This is a genomic window from Allotamlana fucoidanivorans, from assembly GCF_006265225.1.
Lineage (GTDB): Bacteria > Bacteroidota > Bacteroidia > Flavobacteriales > Flavobacteriaceae > Allotamlana > Allotamlana fucoidanivorans.
Genome location: NZ_VDCS01000002.1, coordinates 1 through 19742 on the forward strand (window position 1 = coordinate 1; position 19742 = coordinate 19742).

The window sequence follows — 19742 nt, forward strand, 5'->3', positions numbered from 1 at the left end:
GTGCAATCAATCTATACAACCAAATTAGATTACATGTATCTTTAGACTATAAAACACCAAATATGGTATATTTAAAAACAGCGTAAATCAATTTTTAACCTGTAGCCATATTTCAGGACTAGACATGAATCAGATAGATTGCCGAGTCCAATTGCTCTTCTGTGAAAGAATCTTTTATTAATAAAGCCATGTGTTTGACCGTTGATAGTGAAAATTATTCCTTCATCTTTGACATATTTTTGGGTTGGCTTTTTATTAGTAGAAAAATCTTTCTTAAAAGCATACACTTTCATTTTCATTTTTTCACCTAATACACTAATATCATGAGATGAAGGCCATTCCTCACTCTCAAGATTATTTCGTTTATCTTCTTCTAATCTTACTGATAAACCATTCAAAGTTGTTTCAGCTGAATTAGCTTGATAGCCTTCTCTTCTTTCATACAACCTTATAGGCAATGCTAATGAAGGCATTAGAAGAGATAGCCTGTTATAAGGATCCAAAGTTAAGTTCGTTCTCAACCCTTCCATTTGATATTCGTAGAGCTTTATATAAGAACCAAAAAGCATTGGGTTCTCATGAGCAATTGGGTATTTTCCTGGAAGAATAGGAAGAGATTCAGAAGTAAATTGGAAAACTTGGTTTGAATTAGATTCTTGATTTATTGGATTAACTAAATAAACATATCTTGAACTTTTGTAATTACCGTCAGGATATATTCTTTTTACGATTGTAAAACCCCATTTATCATTTGAAGAATCATTTTCATCTACAGGTAGAGAAGGGTTTCTTTTAGTTAATATTAATTGTAAATTTCTTTTTCCACAGAAACGTAGCACTCCTGTACTTCCCATATTAAACTTTCCTTGTACAAATGGTATCTTCAATTTATTCTTTTCACCTATTGATAAAAAAGTTTTAGGCATTTTATTTGGTGTCTGACCTTCACCATCATCAAATATTGAATAACAAGCATAACCTTTTTTTGCTGTATTACCAGTAGCAACAAGTCCAATTCTATTGGCAAGTTTTGTTCTTTCTGTTGGTGTTATGTTATATAACATTCCGTTATGGATATCAAAAAATTGTGACACAGCTTTTCGTATCGTCTTTGGAGCTTCAGAGCTTTCTGGATTAATACTATTGTTAAGACATTCAGAAGTAAGCACAGAATCAACAGAATTAATTAATTTTTCTACTAATGCTGCTTCAGGTCTACTTTGTTGCGCGCCAATAGTTGAGTAGTTGTTTTCTTTATCACCATACAATCTCCATGCACTATCATTATCCCAAAGTTCCTTTGATGATAAGATATTAATAACTTGTTGTTCTGAATTAGCGCTTACAAGACTTAAAGCAAAATCAATCAATTCTTTGTTATTCATACTATATTCTATTAAAAGTTAAACTTACTATTTCCCTTTTCAATGTTTTGCCTAAATGAATTTTCTACATATTTCAATTTAGATCTTAAAACATTGATCATTTTATCTATATCTTCCTTATTATATTCATAATTGTTCCTATTGGAACATTTAGAAAGGCTATCAAATGTGTCAAGAATTTTTTGCACTCTATTTGAAGCAACTTTCTCAAATCTTTGTCTTTTAGTGTTTAACTTTGTCATATTTAGGAGAATTATATTGCAAATATATAATTATATATACTATATATGACTAAATATAGTATAAAGTTATTAACATATATATATTATTTATTGTTGACCTCATAAAACTTTGATCAAAACAATAGGAGAGTGGAGCGTCCATATTTTAGGGGTTTAGTTACTCTTTTTATTGGTATTACTGCTTTTTAAGGTATTTTCTTTATCAGTCTTGGTTAGTTACAATGTTTCCTAAAATATAGCGTAACGAGCCGTTAATTGTTTCCAAAGTTTTATGTAGTCTTGATTTTTTTGTTTCTTTTTTTATCAAGAAAAAAAGATAAATAAAACCTTAAGAAGTTCTACAGTTTAATTTCTATTTTACATAATACTAGAAGTTACAATTAAAAGAATATTCTTATAGAGGATAGAATAAAGCAAGTGTACAGAAATTTTAAGCAAGGAATTGAGCAAGGGAAAATTTTGTACTGTTGCGTAATGCTAATGAGAAGTTTCTGAAAACTTTTTACAACGAGAATTTCAATTACAGACGAATTATAAATACGAAACTAAAAGCATTTGCTTTTTTTGGCGTTGGCAAGCGATGGATAATTGTGTGTAAAATTAATTGTGATAACAATTTGATTTTATAAAACAATCGAGCGTTTGATAGCGGCAATTTTACATAATGGCAAATTATAGCTACAAATGACTTTCCTTATAAATCTAAAATCATAATCAGTGAGAATCGCGTATTTCAAATTTTAATGACCCAAGTACTTATTATTAAAAAGAATTACTGCATTTTCTGGGATATTTTACATAGTATAGAATTATAGCTTACAAATGGCATACAACACCTAAACAACAAATATTGACATTTGTACTATAATGTTCTCGCGTTATGTAACTTGAGCTTTGGATAAAAGCGATAAGTTCTTACTACAGTTTCTTTAAAAATTTTACTTCAAAAGTTTCTCTTCTATGTAATGGAACACTCTTTACACGAAACGACAGTAGGAGAGTAGTGTAATGTGTGTGCAATGATTTTTAAATATAATTCTTCAATATATATTCATATCTTTAAAATCTTAAAATCAATATTAATGTCTGAAGAATTTGCAGGAAAAGGTCGAAAGAGACCGCAGTTAAATATACCTATAGACCAACTTTTAGTGGACAATGAAAATCCGAGACTTGCCGAAGAGTATTTAGGTGGTGAACAAGAGGAAATAATCAATGTATTATATGAACAATTTGATTTGGAAGAATTAGCATTTTCAATGGTATCTAACGGTTATTTTGATGAGGAGCCTATTGTGGTAGTTCCTACTGATTTGCCTAAAGAATTTGATCCTGACAATTATAAAAATACAAATGAATTGCAAGTTGCTCTTGAAGAATTATCCAATAAGGATAAAATTACATTTAGAGTTTTAGAAGGTAATAGAAGAACTGCCACAATCAAAATACTTTTAGATAATCCCTTAAGAAAAAAATTAGATGTAGATGAAGATTTTCCAAAAGTAGAAGAAAAACATATTATAGAAGATCTAAAACAAATTCCGGCAATAGTTTATTTAAATGAAGAAGATGTTTCTCCATATCTTGGAATTAGGCATATAGCAGGAAATTTAAGATGGGAAGCTTTTGCAAAGGCTGTTTACTTGCATAAGCAGATAGAATCAGAAGCTAAAAAATCAAATATTACAATTGATGAAAGTATTTCAATCATTAGAAAAAGAACTGCAGATAGAACAGATTCAATCAAAAAACAATATGCTGCTTATAAAATATTGAAAGAATTAGAGAATGATTACGATTTTAATGTTAAGCAGATTAAGAATAGATTTTCCTTAATTATTGAGATAACCAATAAACCAGATATACGTGATTATTTGGAGTTGAAACATTATAATAAAATTAATTTTGATAGTAATATAATTAACAGCGGTAATCATAAAAAATTTTTACAAGTTTTTACCTGGGTTTTTGGTAATGGAACAGATATCGAACCATTATTCAAGGATAGCAGGCTAATAGGTCGTAGGTTAGCACCAATTTTAGCAGATGAAAATTCAACAGAATATTTAATTAAACATGGTAATATAGAAGAAGCATATGAGAGGAGTGGAGGTGAAGAGAGGTTTTTTAATCAACAGATTTATGATGCACAACGAAAAATAGAAAACTCCCTTTCGATTGCATATAAGTTTAAGGGTAATCAAACATCTTTAAATCAAGTACAAAGTTTAATGGATGCAGTAAAAGCATTATTTGAAACATTGAAGTAGATTTATGAATATCCCTTTACCTGACTTTAATTCTATTAGCCAAATATGCGACTGGATTGAGTTGTACATTCTTTGTGATTCGACTCGTCTTTCCAAATCCAAATTAAACAATTTGTTAAATTCTTATGGAGTTTATGGAACAGATGTATTAATTACAGATGTTATGGCAGAACTATCAAGAAGAGAATTTATGATGGGTGAAGGTTCTGCATTTAGAATTGATAACCGCGGGGTTATTAGAAGAAATGGTTATATATGGGAAGATATTCCAGAATATGTAATGTGCTTAATTTTTTCTCTGCAAGGAGTTAAAAAAATAAAAGGTGATGATGATGGTACAAAATTATTTGAAAGAATTGGAAAAGATGTTATTGCATCATATTTAGATGGAAAAGCTATTGTTTTGGGATTTCCGAATGATACAGGATTAAATCAACAACTGATTGACTTTTCAATTGCTTCTAATGAAATAAAATCCAAAGATAGAAATCCAGCTAACACTGATAAGGATAAAGGAGTAGATATAATTGGCTGGAAATCGCATAGTGACAAAAGAAATAATCAAATTGTATTATTGATCCAAGCAGCTGCAGGATATCACTGGAATCTTAAAAAAGCTATTTCTAAAAACGCTTGGAGAGATTTTATTCTTTGGTCAGCTCCATTTAACATTGGTATTATCATTGTCAGTACACTAGATGAGATAAAATTTGAAAAGGCAAGGGATGATTATGATAATGTCTTTGATAGGATTCGAATATTTATAGCTCTTTACAAGAAAAATCACACCATAGACAATGAATTAAGACAATTAGTTCGAGAATGGTGTGTAAAAGAATTAAATTAACACATTAGGAATATTACTGACTTAATAGTAATGCTTCACTCTGATTCTCAATAATAATCTTCTTCTTAATGAGAATTATTAAAACCTATATTTTCTAAAATATTTTTAATCACAAATGATAATAACATTTGATAAGTTTTCATTGATGTTACTTATAGTCTGTAGATTTAGAGTATACAAAAAGATACTTTTAAAACATGAAAATTGAAACAAAATTCGGCTTGAAAATCAAGTATTTGAGAAATGAATTATTTATTTCCCAAGAAGAGCTCGCGCATAGAAGTGAATTACACAGAACATATATCAGTTCTGTTGAGTTAGGAAAAAGAAATATTTCCATTAGAAATATTGAAAAACTCGCAAAAGCATTGGAAGTAAATATTATTGAATTATTTAAAGATTAGAAATGGCAGGTAACGAAATTGAAACAATAAAATATTTGTTTTTGCGTAAAGACGAAATAATTTTAAATCATTTAGGAAAACTTACGGATATAGGTGCGCCAGAAAAGGATGGTAGTATTACTAATGTTGAATCTTATAAAGAGATTAATAAGATTTCTACTGAAAACTCCAGTAAGAAAGCCGATGTATATTTAAATAATAAAGGTATTTCTTTTAAACAAAAGGGCGCAAGTTTTCCATTTAATAGATTACAAAGAGCTGAACTATTAAAAGTTTTTGAATTTTTAAAATTTGAAAATCCAGAGGACCAATTGGATTCAGTAGACCAAGTTGTTGATGACTTTCATAATGGAAATTTAGCAAGAAGAGCAAGACCTTGGAAAGAACTTTTTACTGAAGAACAGTTTAAAGCTCTTACAAAATTTCTTATGATGGATGGTAGTCCAAATCATGGAATATCAAATAACAAAGCTGAATTCATATTAACATCTCCAAAAATTATAAATAAAGATGATGATATCGATGTTTACACCTTTGATGAATATTTCGAATCATTCAAAAATGAATTAGCATTTTCTATTAGAAGAGTTTGGTTTGGACAAAGTAGTGATAGTGAACATGGCAGAGCAAAGGGTTTAGTTAAAAAACCTGGAAATCAAAAATGGGTTTATGATACAATAAGTGGACAACCAGGAATATCAAAAAAAACAGGAAAAAGATGGAGAGATGAAGTTTTAGAAAAAGATAGAAAAACTGTTTACATCATTTTTGTTGAAAAAATAAAAAAAAGTAAAAAAAAAGTAAAAAATAAACTAAATTTGAATACTATAAGTAACATAAATATGAATGTAATTTCTTTTTTTGCAGGTGCAGGTGGACTTGATTTAGGTTTTCAAAGAGCTGGATTTAATGTTGATTGGGCTAATGAATATGATAAAGAAATATGGGAAACATATCAGAAAAATCATCCACATACTTTTTTAGATAAAAGGAGTATGAGAAATATTCCAATTTCTGAAATTCCCGATAAAGCTATGGGAATTATTGGTGGCCCACCTTGTCAAAGCTGGAGTGAAGCAGGCGCATTGCGAGGCATTAATGACAAAAGAGGACAACTCTTTTATAATTTCATTGAAGTTCTTGAAGAAAAGCAACCATTATTTTTTCTTGCAGAAAATGTATCTGGAATGCTTTCTCCAAGACACAAAGAAGCATTGAGTAATATTAAAGATATGTTCAAGAATGCTGGAGTTGGTTATGATTTATCTTTTGAATTATTAAATGTTGCTGATTTTGGTGTTCCTCAAGATCGACAGAGAGTATTTTTTATAGGTTTCAGAAGAGATTTGAATATTGATTTTAAGTTCCCAAAAAAGCATGCAAAAAAAGTCACGTTGGAAGAAGCCATTGGAGATTTGAAAAATACTGTTTTACCAGCACGAGAGAAGAATTATACTAATGGTGAAGATTGTAAAATTTTAAATCATGAGTACATGATTGGTAATTTTTCTACAATCTTTATGTCTCGAAATAGAGTTAGAAGTTGGGATGAACAATCATTTACAATTCAAGCAGGAGGAAGGCATGCTCCAATACACCCACAAGCGCCAAAAATGAAATTTATTGAACAGAATAAAAGAATTTTTGTTCCTGGCAAAGAACATCTTTATAGACGTTTGAGTATTAGAGAATGTGCAAGAATACAGACCTTTCCTGATGACTTTAAATTTTATTATAATAACGTTACAGCTGGTTATAAAATGATTGGTAACGCTGTTCCAGTAGAAATGGCACATATTTTAGCTAATCAAATTAAACTTCATTTAGAATCAAAAGGAATAACAGAATATATTGAGGTTAAAAGTAACAAATCTGTTACTAAACCTGAAGCTGTAGAAGCGGCCTCATAAAATTTTGGTTAAAACAATAGGCGAGTGTGACGATTATATTTTAGGGGTCAAGCAATAAAGTTTCTTATATATTTCTATTTTACATAATATTTCTACATAATTTTAATAGTTCTAGATGTTTCCTAAAATATAGTGGAGCGAGCCGTTAATTGTTTCCAAAATTATATGCAGCCTTGATTTTTTGTTTCTTTTGCATCAAGGCAAAAGATAACGCACAAAAAGAAAACTTTAATTGAAGTTCTACATAGAACAAGTGTATAGAAATTTTCTCGCAGAGAAATTTTATACTCTTGTGGCAACTTGAGGAGAATCTCGTAAAATTTTTTTTGACGTACATTTTATCAAATACGCTAATTTTAAAACAGCGCAATAAGTGAAGCTCTTATATGGCGTTGGCAAGCGATGGATAATTGTGTGTAAAATAAATTGTGCTAACAATTTGATTTTATAAAACAATCGAGCGCTTGGTAGCGGCTATTTTACATAACGGCAAATTATAGATACAAATGAACTAACACTGCGTTACAGACCGATTAAAAAAGTTTAATGACCCAAGCAGGATGTTTCTTTAGTATTTCCAAACTTTCTGGGATATTTTACATAATAGAGAATTATAGCTATCAAATGTACATTTGGGATAAACAACTATACAAACACATTTGTACTATAATTTATATTATGTAAAATAGTATTTTTTAAAACATTGATAATCAAACACCTGTATTATTTCGAAATTGGTTTTATTAATTAATAAACAGCATTTGTGTTTATAAATAACACCTACACTCTAATATTAGTAGTAAACTGAAAAAACAAATGTTATATTTGCTCTCCCAAGTTAAGCCATACATTATGCAAACAAAAACAAAACCTTCAAAATCTAAACTAAAAAGACTTCACCAGTATTACAGTTATACAGGGTTTTATAGTTTTGTTGGTAACGCTGTAAAAAAAGCGCTGCCTTATATTGTATTAGCAATTGTTAGCATTTATATTTTGAATCATTTTTTCGATATTAATACAGCTTTAGTGCGGTTAACCGAAATTTTACCCGTAGCTGGTGTTTTAAGTTTCTTTTTCGTATCTGAAACCCTTTTAGGACTTATTCCGCCAGAAATATTTATTGCATGGTCTGGTAAAATGCCAAACCCATGGGTATTCTTAGGAATTTTAGCTGTTTTATCTTATTTAGCAGGTATTTTGGCTTATTGGAAAGGGCGTTCAATTACCAAGATACCTTCAGTACATGAGTATTTAGAAGGAAAAATGGCCAAACAGTTAAAAAACTCTAGAAAATGGGGTGGTTTTCTTATTGTTGTTGGTGCTCTATTGCCGCTCCCCTTTTCTATATCATGCATAGCTGCTGGTATTATAAAGTTTCCTTTTAAAAGTGTAGTATATTTTGGCTCCCTGCGTTTGCTTCGCTTTGCTGTTTACGGACTTATCATTTTTAACGTACTGTAAAAAACTCTTAAATAAGGTACTTTTTAAACTGTTCTGATTTATTTTTGCTAAAAAATAGAATCGTAATGTTTAAATCTATTACCTTGTTTCGTATTATAGCCTTTTTAGAAGGTGTATCGTATATTTTACTACTTTTTATAGCCACACCTATTAAATATCTAGGAGATGATCCGCAGTATGTTAAACTTTTAGGCATGCCTCATGGTGTATTGTTTATGGCCTATATAGCATTTGCTGTGCTTTACAGAACGTCCTTTGCCTGGAATACAAAACAGTTTATTTCGGTATTAGTAGCCTCTATTATACCTTTTGGCACGTTCTATATTGATAAAGTATATTTAAAAAACCTTACTCATGAAGAATCTTAAAAATCTCATTTATGAGGTCTTAGTATCTGCAGGTGTTTCCGAAAATATGGCCAAATACTTGAATATGTTGGTTTTATTATTGGCTTTATTAATATTCATTTTTGTCATTGATTTTTTGATTAGAAAGCTTTTAATACAGGCCTTTACGAAATTTTCAGGGCGTACAAAAACAAACTTTGATGACTTATTAATAAAAAATAAAGTGCCAAGAAACATTGCGCATATTATCCCTTTTTTAATTGCTTTAGAATTCATGCCAGATATTTTTGATGGGCTTGAGGCATTTTATGATTTTGAGCGTTTGGTTGAAAAAGGACTACAAGTCTTTGCTATTTTAATCACGCTTTGGTTGGTACGTAGTATTCTAAATACAATAAAAGACTATCTAAAAACACGTCCACGGTTTAAAGACAAACCTATTGATAGTTATATTCAGGTATTTATGATTTTTGCTTGGATTATTGGATTTCTCTCGGCTATTGCTATTCTCACTGAAATTCCTTTCATGAAGTTTATTACTGGAATGGGTGCGGTTTCTGCGGTTGTGCTTTTGGTTTTTAAAGATACCATTTTAGGGTTTGTAGCCAGTATTCAGGTGGCTATTAATGATATGGTGCGTATTGGAGATTGGATTACCTTTGAAAAATATGGTGCCGATGGAGATGTTACAGAAATCACCCTTGCCACGGTAAAAGTGCAAAATTTTGATAAAACTATTACTACCATTCCCACATATGCCCTGATATCAGATTCGTTTAAAAATTGGCGCGGTATGTCTAATTCGGGTGGCAGACGTATAAAACGTGCTTTGTATTTAAAGCAGAGTGGAATAAAATATTTAACACTTGATGATGTTGAACGCTTAAAAAAAATTCAACTTATTTCAAGCTATTTAGAAACACGTCAGGAAGATATTGCAAAATATAATACATCTAATCATATTAATAAGGAATTACTTGTAAATGGAAGGAACCTCACTAATATTGGGGTGTTTAGAAAATATATTGATAGCTATTTAAAAAATCATTCGGCTATAAATAAAGATATGATGATTATGGCAAGGCAATTGGCGCCCACAACACAAGGGATTCCTTTAGAAATTTATGCCTTTAGTAGTGATAAACGTTGGGAAAACTATGAATATATTATGTCTGATATTTTTGATCACTTGATGGCGGCGCTGCCCTATTTTGATTTGGAAGTTTTTGAACTACCAACAACATTAAAATAAAACATAAAAAAAACCTCAAGATATGAGGTTTTTTTAAGCTATTAATAAAGGTGTTTAGAAAGATTATCTTACGAATTTCGCAAAGCCTTCTAATGTTTTATAAATGTATAAACCAGAAGCTAAACTAGAAATATCAATACTTTTAACCGCTTTACCTTCTAATACTTTAGCTCCAGTGATACTGTAAATTTGATAATCGGCAGCTTTAGGAGCGTTTAAGATGTTATTGGCTACATAAATATTAATTTTAGCTTTGTTGAATGATTTGCTACTTAATGTATTCGCTGATAATTGAATTTGATCAATACGAACTTTTGAACCATCATCTAGCACAGCAGACCCTGAATTTCTAAATATGACTTGAAATCTAACATTGCCAGTGTAATTTGCATTTGTGATTTCAAAAGTTTGAGTAGAAAATTCATCAACAGCATGAGTTGTGATAGCTAAATCATGGGCATTTATCCAATTGTGACCGCCAGCACCATTATCTGTTCCAATTCTTATTCGTAGTAAATCAATATCAGTTGATTCATTACTATAAATAATTTTAAAATGTCTATAAGTAGAGGCATCTATTTCTCCATAGGTGGTATCACCATTTTCATCTGGTGCATACATAATAGCATTTTTAGAATCTGCAGCATAAGTCATTTCCAAAATTCCATTTGGACTGTTGGCAAAAGATGATGACCAAGGACCTGAAGCGGCGCCAGCATTCCATCCATCCCAGTCAGTCTCAAAATCGTATGTCAAAGTTTGTGCATTTGTATACAGCACACTTAATGACATCAGTATTAAGATTAGGAATCCATTTTTAAGTAATTTTTTCATCATAATGTAGTTTTTAAGATTAAATGTTTAATAAATACATCATAAAATTACATGAATCGTAAGGGGTTTAATTCCTGAAAATTACCTCTGGCTTACACAGATTTATCTTTGTTTTGTAAATGCAACCATAATTTTGTGGTTTTTGAATATAAAAAAGCCTGTTGGTTATAAATTACCAACAGGCTCTTTTTAAATTTATGATTTCTTTACTAGATATTTTCAGCTAACCAGTCTCCCACTTCACTGGTGCCATAAGATACACCTCCATCAGCTAAATCTTCAGTAACAATCCCTTCGTTTAATGCTTTGTTTACCACCGTTCTAATGGCTTTCCCTTCTTCATGTAAACCAAAGTTTTCAAACATCATAGCCGCTGATAATACGGTGGCCATAGGGTTGGCTATGTTTTTTCCAGCCGCCTGTGGATAAGAACCATGAATAGGTTCAAATAAACCAATATCAGATCCTAAAGAGGCCGATGGCATTAAGCCCATAGATCCAGAAATCACAGAAGCTTCATCGGTTAAAATGTCTCCAAATAAATTTTCTGTAATTAACACATCGTAACTGTTTGGCCATTGCACTAAACGCATAGCAACGGCATCAACAAATTCATACGATACTTCAACTTCTGGATAATCTTTTTCCATAGCTTGAACCGTTTCTCTCCACAATCTAGACGTTTCTAAAACGTTAGCTTTATCCACACAACAAAGCTTCTTAGAACGCGTCATGGCTAGTTCAAAGCCTTTTTTAGCTAAGCGTTGTACTTCAGCTCTGGTATAAACACAGTTATCATAAGCGGTTTCTCCTTCTTCTCTTCTCCCCTTTTCTCCAAAGTAAATGCCACCAGTCAACTCACGTAAAAACACCAAATCTGTACCTTCAATACGTTCTTTTTTTAATGGTGATTTTTCTAATAACGATGGGAAAGTAAAAGTTGGACGTACATTAGCGAACAACCCTAATGCCTTACGCATTTTTAGTAAGCCTTGTTCTGGACGTACTTTTGCAGATGGGTCGTTATCAAAACGCGGGTGACCAATAGCACCAAATAAAACAGCATCTGAACTTTTACAAATCTCATGGGTTTCATCTGGATAAGGTTCTCCAACGGCATCAATAGCAGCTGCTCCTGTAAGGGCTGGTTTCCAATTAATGTCGTGTCCGAATTTTTTAGCAACAGCATCACTTACTTTTACTGCTTGATCTATAACCTCTGGTCCTATACCGTCACCGGCTAAAAGCGCTATATTAAATTTCATTTTTTATATGCTTAATTAATTATAATGTTTAACATTTTCTCAGTGGCCTTAATGGCTGAAACTGTTTGATCTGAATCTAAACCGCGAGTTTTAAACTCTTTTTCAGGCTGTTTCCAGGTTATAATAGTTTCACATAAGGCATCTGATCTACTTCCTGGTGGTATTCTTACTGCATAATCCACCAAATTAGGAAGGGTGATTTTTCTGTTCTTAAATACGTTTCTAATGGCATTCATAAAAGCATCAAATTGTCCGTCACCCTGTGCGTTGGCTTCAAATGTTTCTTCTTCAATAGTTAAAGAAACTGTTGTTGATGGTTTTAAACCTTTAGAATGGGTTAATACATAAGAATTGACCTTAACCTTTTCTTCATACGTTCTATCTAACACATCTGAAATGATATAAGGCAAATCTTCTTTGGTAACCACCTGTTTTTTATCCCCTAATTCAATGATGCGTTGCGTCACTTTCTTAAGATCCTCATCATTAAGCTGAAGACCTAATTGTTGTAAATTTTTCTGAATATTTGCCTTCCCTGATGCTTTCCCCAAAGCATACTGTCTCGTTCTTCCAAAGCGTTCTGGCATTAAATCACTGAAATACAGATTTTTTTTATTGTCGCCATCGGCATGAATACCAGCGGTTTGGGTAAATACATTAGCCCCAATAATAGGTTTATTGGCGGGAATCATTACCCCTGAAAAGTTTTCCACTAGTTTACTAACCGTAAACAACATTTTTTCATTAACACCAATAGTAATACGCGGCATAAAATCATTAATCACAGCAATGGTACTAGACATGGGGGCATTTCCAGCGCGTTCACCCATACCGTTAACTGTAAGATGCAAGCCATCAGCACCGGCTTTTAATGCAGCCATGACATTAGCTACCCCTAAATCATAATCATTATGCGCGTGAAAATCAAAATGTAAATTAGGATACTTATCCTTAATCTCTTTTACAAAGTCAAAAGATTCTTTAGGTGTTAAAACGCCTAGAGTATCTGGTAACATAATCCGCTTAATGGGTTGTGTAGATAAAAATTCTAGAAACTCATAAACATAAGCTTTAGAGTTACGCATACCATTGCTCCAATCTTCTAAATACACATTGGTTTCAATGCCTTGTTGTTGCGCTTGTTCTATAACTTTAGAAACCTCGATAAAGTGCTGATTTGGCGTTTTTTTAAGCTGATGAATTAAATGATTTAATGAGCCTTTTGTTAGTAGATTTTGTACCTTGGCACCAGCTTCAATCATCCAATTTATAGAGACACCTTGGTCTACAAAGGACAAAACTTCTACTTTATCAAGATAATTATGGGAGCTAGCCCAATCGGTTATATTTTTAACGGCTTGAAATTCACCTTCAGAAACACGTGCTGAAGCAATTTCAATACGATCTACTTTTAGTTCTTCAAGTAAAAGTTTTGCAATGGTTAATTTTTCAGAAGCAGAAAACGACACGCTTGAGGTTTGTTCACCATCACGCAATGTGGTATCCATTATTTCTATTTTCCTTTTACTCATTTAAAGATTTATAAATTAGCAAAAAGCATTTCATAATTAAATGGAATGCTTTTTGGCTGTTTATTATATTTTAAGATTTGTATGAAACATATAAGATTCTTTAAAAAGGCCTTGTTTCTGCAAAATCTTTTACTTCATCTTTCATGTTTTGAAGATAATCAATATCATCAAAACCATTTAACATGTTCCCTTTTTTGTATCCGTTGATTTCAAATGGTTCAGATTCACCAGTAGATAATAAGGTTACTGTTTGGTTTGGTAAGTCTACTTTAATCTCTGTTTTTGGATCTGCTTCAATAGCATCAAATAATTTCTGAGCAAAATCAGCTGAAACTTGTACAGGAAGCACCCCTATATTTAAGCAATTGTTTCTGAAAATGTCTGCAAAGAAGGATGAAATCACACAACGCAATCCAAAATCATAAACCGACCAAGCGGCATGCTCTCGTGAAGATCCAGAACCAAAGTTCTTTCCTCCAACTAAGATTTTAGATCCAGCATATTTATCATCGTTCAACGGAAAATCTGCTATTGGATTACCTTCAGAATCATATCTCCAGTCACGGAAAAAGTTGTCTCCAAATCCCTTACGCTCTGTAGCTTTTAAGAAACGAGCAGGAATAATTTGATCGGTATCTACGTTTTCAATAGGTAACGGATACGCGGTGCTTGTTAATACTTCAAATTTATCGTAAGCCATGTTCTTTTTTTTAAGCGTTAATTAATGTTCTAGGGTCGGTAACCACACCTTCTACTGCCGTAGCAGCGGCTACTAATGGAGATGCTAATAAGGTTCTTGAGCCTGGCCCTTGTCTTCCTTCAAAATTACGGTTTGATGTAGATACTGCTAATTTCCCAGCAGGCACTTTATCGTCGTTCATAGCTAAACAAGCTGAACAACCTGGTTCTCTTAATACAAATCCAGCAGCTTCTAAAATTTTATCAAGACCTTCTTCTTTGATTTGATCAACCACTTTATGCGATCCTGGCACCAACCAAGCAGTAATATTATCAGCTTTTTTACGGCCTTCAACTATAGAGCAAAAAGCTCTAAAATCTTCAATACGTCCGTTGGTACAAGATCCTAAGAATACGTAATCCACTTGCTTACCAATCATGCTATCACCTTCATTAAACTTCATATAGCCTAATGATTTTTTGTAAGTGCTAACACCACCTTGCACATCTTCAGCTAGAGGAATAGATTGTGTTACGCCAATACCCATTCCAGGATTGGTTCCGTAAGTAATCATAGGTTCTATATCGGTAGCATTGTAGTTAAATTCCACATCAAACTCTGCATCATCATCAGTTTTAAGCGTTTTCCAATAAGCCATGGCTTTATCCCAATCTGCTCCTTTTGGTGTATGCTTACGTCCTTTTATATATTCAAACGTTTTTTCATCAGGAGCAATCATACCTCCACGAGCTCCCATTTCAATAGATAGGTTACACACAGTCATACGACCTTCCATAGACATATTTTCAAAAACGTCTCCCGCATACTCAACAAAATATCCTGTGGCTCCAGAAGTAGTTTGTTGCGCAATAATATATAGCGCCACATCTTTTGGTGTTACTCCAAAACCTAATTTACCATTTACGTTGATACGCATTTTCTTTGGCTTTGGTTGCATGATACACTGTGTAGACAATACCATTTCAACCTCCGATGTTCCAATACCAAAGGCAATAGCACCAAAAGCACCATGCGTAGAGGTATGTGAATCACCACAAACAATAGTAGAACCTGGTAGTGTAATACCATTTTCTGGTCCAACAATATGAACAATACCATTATTTCTATGTCCTAAACCCCAGTGTGAAATACCATATTCAGCAGCATTATTGGCTAAAGCTTCTAATTGATTGGCTGATAACGGATCAGCAACTGGTAAATGTTGATTCCATGTTGGGGTGTTATGATCGGCGGTAGCAAATGTACGTTCGGGATACATTACCCCAATTCCTCTAGATTTCAATCCAACAAACGCGACTGGACTGGTTACTTCATGAATGAAATGACGATCGATGAAGAATACATCTGGTCCGTCTTCTATCTTTCTAACCACATGTGAATCCCATACTTTGTCAAACAATGTCTTACTCATAAGTGTTTTTAATTTTGTATTTGTAATACTCTATGACCTTGTTGTAATAAGGTCTCAGAAGTTATAAAAGTTTACAAATTTATGTTTTATTACACGTATTCAAAAGTTAAAAAGGGCTTGTTGTTAACTTTTTATAATATAACCAATGAATACATGAAAAATTAAATTTTATGCAACGGATTCGCTAGTTTGGTTATAATTTTCGAAATAATTATACCGCAAAAAAAAGTAGTTTTAAAGTCTGTCTGAGACATATTCTATCTCTGTTTTTCCGTGTGGTAATACATGGCCATCTGGGCCAATATTAACCATAACAATATTGGAGATGGTGATGATAGTTTCTCGGGTCATCATATTTCTCACTTCGCAACTTAAAGTTAGTGAAGCTCTACCAAATTTTATGGCTTTTATTCCTATCTCAATAACATCACCTTGTTTAGCAGAAGCTTTAAAGTCAATCTCACTCATATACTTAGTCACCACTTTTTGGTTTTCTAACTGTACAATACTATATAAGGCTGCTTCTTCATCAATCCATTCTAATAATCTACCTCCAAATAGGGTGCCATTAGCATTTAAATCTTCTGGTTTAATCCATTTTCTTGTGTGAAATCTCATAGGTATTATAATAAGGTTTGTTGTTTATTTTCATTGGGTATCGCTAAGTTATAACCCAATTTTGAATTTATGTTTTTAATAAAATAAGCAGAAAGTAAAGGCGATTCCTTTTCTATGTTTTGATGGATAAAAAAATCAATTTCTTTTACACCTTGCTCCTGCCATTGTTTTAAGCGCTCCACCCAATCATCTAATCTTGAATAATCTGTTTGATGATTTGCGCCAACATAGCGTATAAAAGCCGTAGCATTGGTTAATCGCATATGCATTAAATCACGCCTTCCAGCAGTATCAACAATAATATTAGCAATGTTGTTCGCTTCTAAAAGGTCATACAGTTCATTGGCTACAGCGTTGTCATTATACCAATTGGTATGTCTGAATTCAATAGCCAATGATATGTCTTTTGGCCAGTTTTCTACAAAACTGACTACCCTATCAAAATCTTTAGGAGCAAAATTGTTGTGCATTTGCAGAAATACCGTGCCTAGCTTCTCTTTCAAATTGGAGGCATTATACAAGTAGTTTTGAACCGCTTCTTTGGTTTCGTTTAAACGTTTCCAATGGCTAATTTCCTGATTTAACTTTGGAAAGAATTTAAATCCATCAGGTGTTTTATCGTACCATGTTGCAAATTGCTCTGCAGGAAAAATACGGTAAAATGTAGCATTTAACTCAATAGCATTAAACTGCATAGAATAATATTGCAATTCATCTTTGGTACCTCTTGGGTAAAACCCTTTTAGGTCTGCCTTATTCCATTTAGCACAGCCTACATAGAGTTTTGGAATTTTATCATCTTTTGTTTTATTAAGAACCACCTTGGTTTTGGGGTGGTCTTTTGGTAGGGTAAAATCAATGTTTTCAGGGTTTTCAACGCTTCCAAACTTCATATTTCAATTTTTCTTAAAAATAAAAAAAATGACCGATTGTAACAATAAAATCAACAATAACAATAAGCTTGAAAAGCAATGTAATTCTAAAATTTAAGGAGCTATATTTTTAAGTGGATGATGTAATTTCAACAAAACGTATGATTTGTTTTAAGAGTTTGAAGATTAACGTTTTATTATTTTTGTTGATAACGTGGTTAAAAACTATGTAGACTAGTAATCGTCTAGGTTTTTATATTCTATATCTTTATTAAAACCCGATAGTTATGAAACCAAGACAAACAGATTTAAAACGCATTCGTCCAGAAATTTCTTCAACAACCATTAATGAGGCTATGAGTCGTGATGAACAGTTTCAAAATACGGTGTTACGCCCTATTATTAAATTTCAAAACGATTTATTTATTGAGGTTTTTAGGAATTATATCAGAAAACATAAATCGGTTTTTTATGATTATTCTCTAGAAAAACGTATTACATATCTAGAGAATGCTATTCAAAAAGACATGAAATTAAGAAACTCTATGAAAGGTATGGTTATAGGGTTATTTACTGTAGAAGAATATTTAATGTATATTGAAAACTCTTCAGCCTTAAACAAACGTATGATGAACTTGGTAAAAGACCGATTGCTTAGTCAAATTCAACTATTTGAAAAGCCAGAGTTATTAACTGCCGTTTAGCTATTATAAAATTGGAATCAATTATTACGCCGTTACCGCATACATTTTATCACGTAACTCTTTAATTTTCTTGTCTTCCATATATTCATCAAAGCTTGTATAGCGATCAATAATACCACCAGGCGTTAATTCAATAACTCGATTGGCCACGGTTTGCGCAAATTCGTGATCATGTGTTGTAAATAATACGGTGCCTTTAAAGTTTTTTAATGAATTATTAAACGCTGTAATACTTTCAAGATCTAGATGGTTTGTTGGTTCATCTAGCATCAATACATTTGCTCTGGTCATCATCATTTTACTTAACATACAACGTACTTTTTCTCCTCCCGAAAGCACGTTTGATTTTTTAAGTGCCTCTTCCCCACTAAAAATCATCTTTCCTAAAAAACCTCTAATATATACCTCTTCCCGTTCTTCCTCTGTAGTTGCCCATTGACGTAGCCAGTCTACCAAACTTAAATCATTATTAAAATATTCACTATTGTCTAAAGGAAGGTAAGACTGTGACGTTGTAACGCCCCACGCAAATTCACCAGCATCAGCCTTTTGTTTTCCGTTAATTATCTGATAGAATGCCGTTGTGGCTCTAGAGTCTCTTGAGAAAACGACTACTTTGTCACCCTTTGCAAGGTTTAAATCAATATTTTTAAACAACACTTCTCCATCAATTGACGCCGCTAATCCCTCCACATTTAGAATTTGATCACCCGCTTCTCTATCGCGTTCAAAAATAATAGCTGGATATCTCCTACTGGTTCTTCTTATATCTGAAATATTAAGTTTCTCAATCATCTTTTTTCTACTGGTAGCTTGTTTACTCTTAGCTACGTTTGCAGAAAAACGACGAATAAATTCCTCAAGCTCTTTCTTCTTTTCTTCAGCTTTTTTGTTTTGTTGAGCGTGTTGTTTTGCCGCTAATTGAGATGACTCATACCAAAAGGTATAGTTGCCTGAATAGTGGTTAATTTTTCCAAAATCTATATCAGAAATATGTGTACAAACAGCATCAAGAAAGTGACGATCATGTGATACTACAATCACACAATTTTCATAATTAGCTAAAAAGTTTTCAAGCCATGAAATAGTTTCATAATCCAAATCGTTAGTAGGCTCATCCATTATCAATACATCTGGACTTCCAAATAAGGCTTGAGCTAATAACACCCTTACCTTTTGCTTGCCATCAAGATCAGCCATTAATGTGTAATGAAACTCTTCCTTTATACCTAGATTAGATAACATGGCAGCTGCATCACTATCTGCATTCCATCCGTTCATCTCTTCAAACTCTACCTGAAGTTCCCCAATTTTCTCAGCATTTTCATCAGTATAATTGGCATATAAAGCATCAATTTCAGTTTTAATCCTGAACAACGGTTTGTTCCCCATAATAACCGTTTCTAAAACGGTATGCTCATCATATAAGTTATGATCCTGCTCTAAAACAGACATGCGCTTTCCCGATTCTAACGATACATGTCCTGATGTTGGGTCCATTTTACCGGAAAGTATCTTTAAAAATGTAGATTTACCAGAACCATTTGCTCCAATAATACCATAACAGTTTCCATTATTAAAGGTAGTATTTACTTCGTCAAAAAGAACGCGCTTACCGAATTGTACAGAAAGATTTGATACAGATAACATAACTTAGCTTAAATTTTTTGCAAAAGTAGAAAAAT

General features: G+C 32.4%; 17 protein-coding genes. 8 read left to right on the top strand and 9 right to left on the bottom strand.

From position 1 onward, the window contains the following. Positions 1-71: 71 nt before the first annotated feature. On the bottom strand, positions 72-1385 hold the full coding sequence (locus FGF67_RS01700; protein ID WP_139694736.1) for a hypothetical protein: 1314 nt from the start codon (positions 1383-1385) through the stop codon (positions 72-74). Between the two features lie 1324 nt (positions 1386-2709). Between FGF67_RS01700 and FGF67_RS01710 the strand changes: the two genes are divergently transcribed. From FGF67_RS01710 to FGF67_RS01740, 7 genes are all read left to right on the top strand, one after another. Further along, positions 2710-3897, top strand: a complete 1188-nt coding sequence (locus tag FGF67_RS01710) for a hypothetical protein (RefSeq protein ID WP_139694738.1) — start codon at positions 2710-2712, stop codon at positions 3895-3897. A 4-nt stretch (positions 3898-3901) separates the two neighbouring features. Continuing rightward, complete coding sequence (locus FGF67_RS01715; RefSeq protein ID WP_139694739.1) at positions 3902-4744, top strand: hypothetical protein; 843 nt, start codon at positions 3902-3904, stop codon at positions 4742-4744. A 221-nt stretch (positions 4745-4965) separates the two neighbouring features. Next, positions 4966-5148 (top strand): helix-turn-helix domain-containing protein, encoded by a 183-nt coding sequence (locus FGF67_RS01720; RefSeq protein WP_233243981.1) that lies wholly within the window; start codon positions 4966-4968, stop codon positions 5146-5148. 2 nt (positions 5149-5150) lie between these two features. Next, positions 5151-7058: a DNA cytosine methyltransferase gene (locus FGF67_RS17495; RefSeq protein WP_233243982.1), complete on the top strand. Its 1908-nt coding sequence runs from the start codon at positions 5151-5153 to the stop codon at positions 7056-7058. Positions 7059-7910: 852 nt separating this feature from the next. Beyond that, complete coding sequence (locus FGF67_RS01730; RefSeq protein ID WP_139694741.1) at positions 7911-8522, top strand: YqaA family protein; 612 nt, start codon at positions 7911-7913, stop codon at positions 8520-8522. A gap of 65 nt (positions 8523-8587) precedes the next feature. Then, positions 8588-8890, top strand: a complete 303-nt coding sequence (locus FGF67_RS01735; RefSeq protein WP_139694742.1) for a DUF3817 domain-containing protein — start codon at positions 8588-8590, stop codon at positions 8888-8890. After that, positions 8877-10121, top strand: a complete 1245-nt coding sequence (locus FGF67_RS01740; protein ID WP_139694743.1) for a mechanosensitive ion channel family protein — start codon at positions 8877-8879, stop codon at positions 10119-10121. Before FGF67_RS01735 ends, FGF67_RS01740 begins: the two co-directional genes overlap by 14 nt. Positions 10122-10184: 63 nt before the next feature. On the opposite strand, the gene FGF67_RS01745 is transcribed toward FGF67_RS01740, so the two are convergent. From FGF67_RS01745 to FGF67_RS01775, 7 genes are all read right to left on the bottom strand, one after another. Continuing rightward, positions 10185-10958 (bottom strand): T9SS type A sorting domain-containing protein, encoded by a 774-nt coding sequence (locus FGF67_RS01745; protein WP_139694744.1) that lies wholly within the window; start codon positions 10956-10958, stop codon positions 10185-10187. A 206-nt stretch (positions 10959-11164) separates the two neighbouring features. Continuing rightward, positions 11165-12220 carry a 3-isopropylmalate dehydrogenase gene (leuB, locus tag FGF67_RS01750; protein ID WP_139694745.1) on the bottom strand — a complete coding sequence of 352 codons (1056 nt, stop codon included), beginning with the start codon at positions 12218-12220 and terminating at the stop codon, positions 11165-11167. Between the two features lie 11 nt (positions 12221-12231). Next, positions 12232-13752 carry an alpha-isopropylmalate synthase regulatory domain-containing protein gene (locus FGF67_RS01755; protein ID WP_139694746.1) on the bottom strand — a complete coding sequence of 507 codons (1521 nt, stop codon included), beginning with the start codon at positions 13750-13752 and terminating at the stop codon, positions 12232-12234. Between the two features lie 100 nt (positions 13753-13852). Then, entirely contained in the window at positions 13853-14452 is a 600-nt protein-coding gene (gene leuD, locus FGF67_RS01760) for a 3-isopropylmalate dehydratase small subunit (RefSeq protein WP_139694747.1), read from the bottom strand. Positions 14453-14462: 10 nt separating this feature from the next. Then, on the bottom strand, positions 14463-15863 hold the full coding sequence (leuC, locus tag FGF67_RS01765) for a 3-isopropylmalate dehydratase large subunit (RefSeq protein ID WP_139694748.1): 1401 nt from the start codon (positions 15861-15863) through the stop codon (positions 14463-14465). 234 nt (positions 15864-16097) lie between these two features. Continuing rightward, on the bottom strand, positions 16098-16481 hold the full coding sequence (locus FGF67_RS01770; RefSeq protein ID WP_139694749.1) for an acyl-CoA thioesterase: 384 nt from the start codon (positions 16479-16481) through the stop codon (positions 16098-16100). Positions 16482-16486: 5 nt separating this feature from the next. Then, the gene (locus FGF67_RS01775; protein ID WP_139694750.1) at positions 16487-17374 is read right to left on the bottom strand and encodes a DUF72 domain-containing protein; all 888 of its coding nucleotides are present in this window, start codon (positions 17372-17374) and stop codon (positions 16487-16489) included. 266 nt (positions 17375-17640) lie between these two features. On the opposite strand from FGF67_RS01775, the gene FGF67_RS01780 reads away from it, so the two are divergent. After that, complete coding sequence (locus tag FGF67_RS01780) at positions 17641-18057, top strand: glyoxalase (RefSeq protein WP_139694751.1); 417 nt, start codon at positions 17641-17643, stop codon at positions 18055-18057. Between the two features lie 24 nt (positions 18058-18081). On the opposite strand, the gene FGF67_RS01785 is transcribed toward FGF67_RS01780, so the two are convergent. Next, positions 18082-19707, bottom strand: coding sequence for an ABC-F family ATP-binding cassette domain-containing protein (locus FGF67_RS01785; RefSeq protein WP_139694752.1), 1626 nt, complete (start codon positions 19705-19707; stop codon positions 18082-18084). Between the last annotated feature and the right edge of the window lie 35 nt (positions 19708-19742).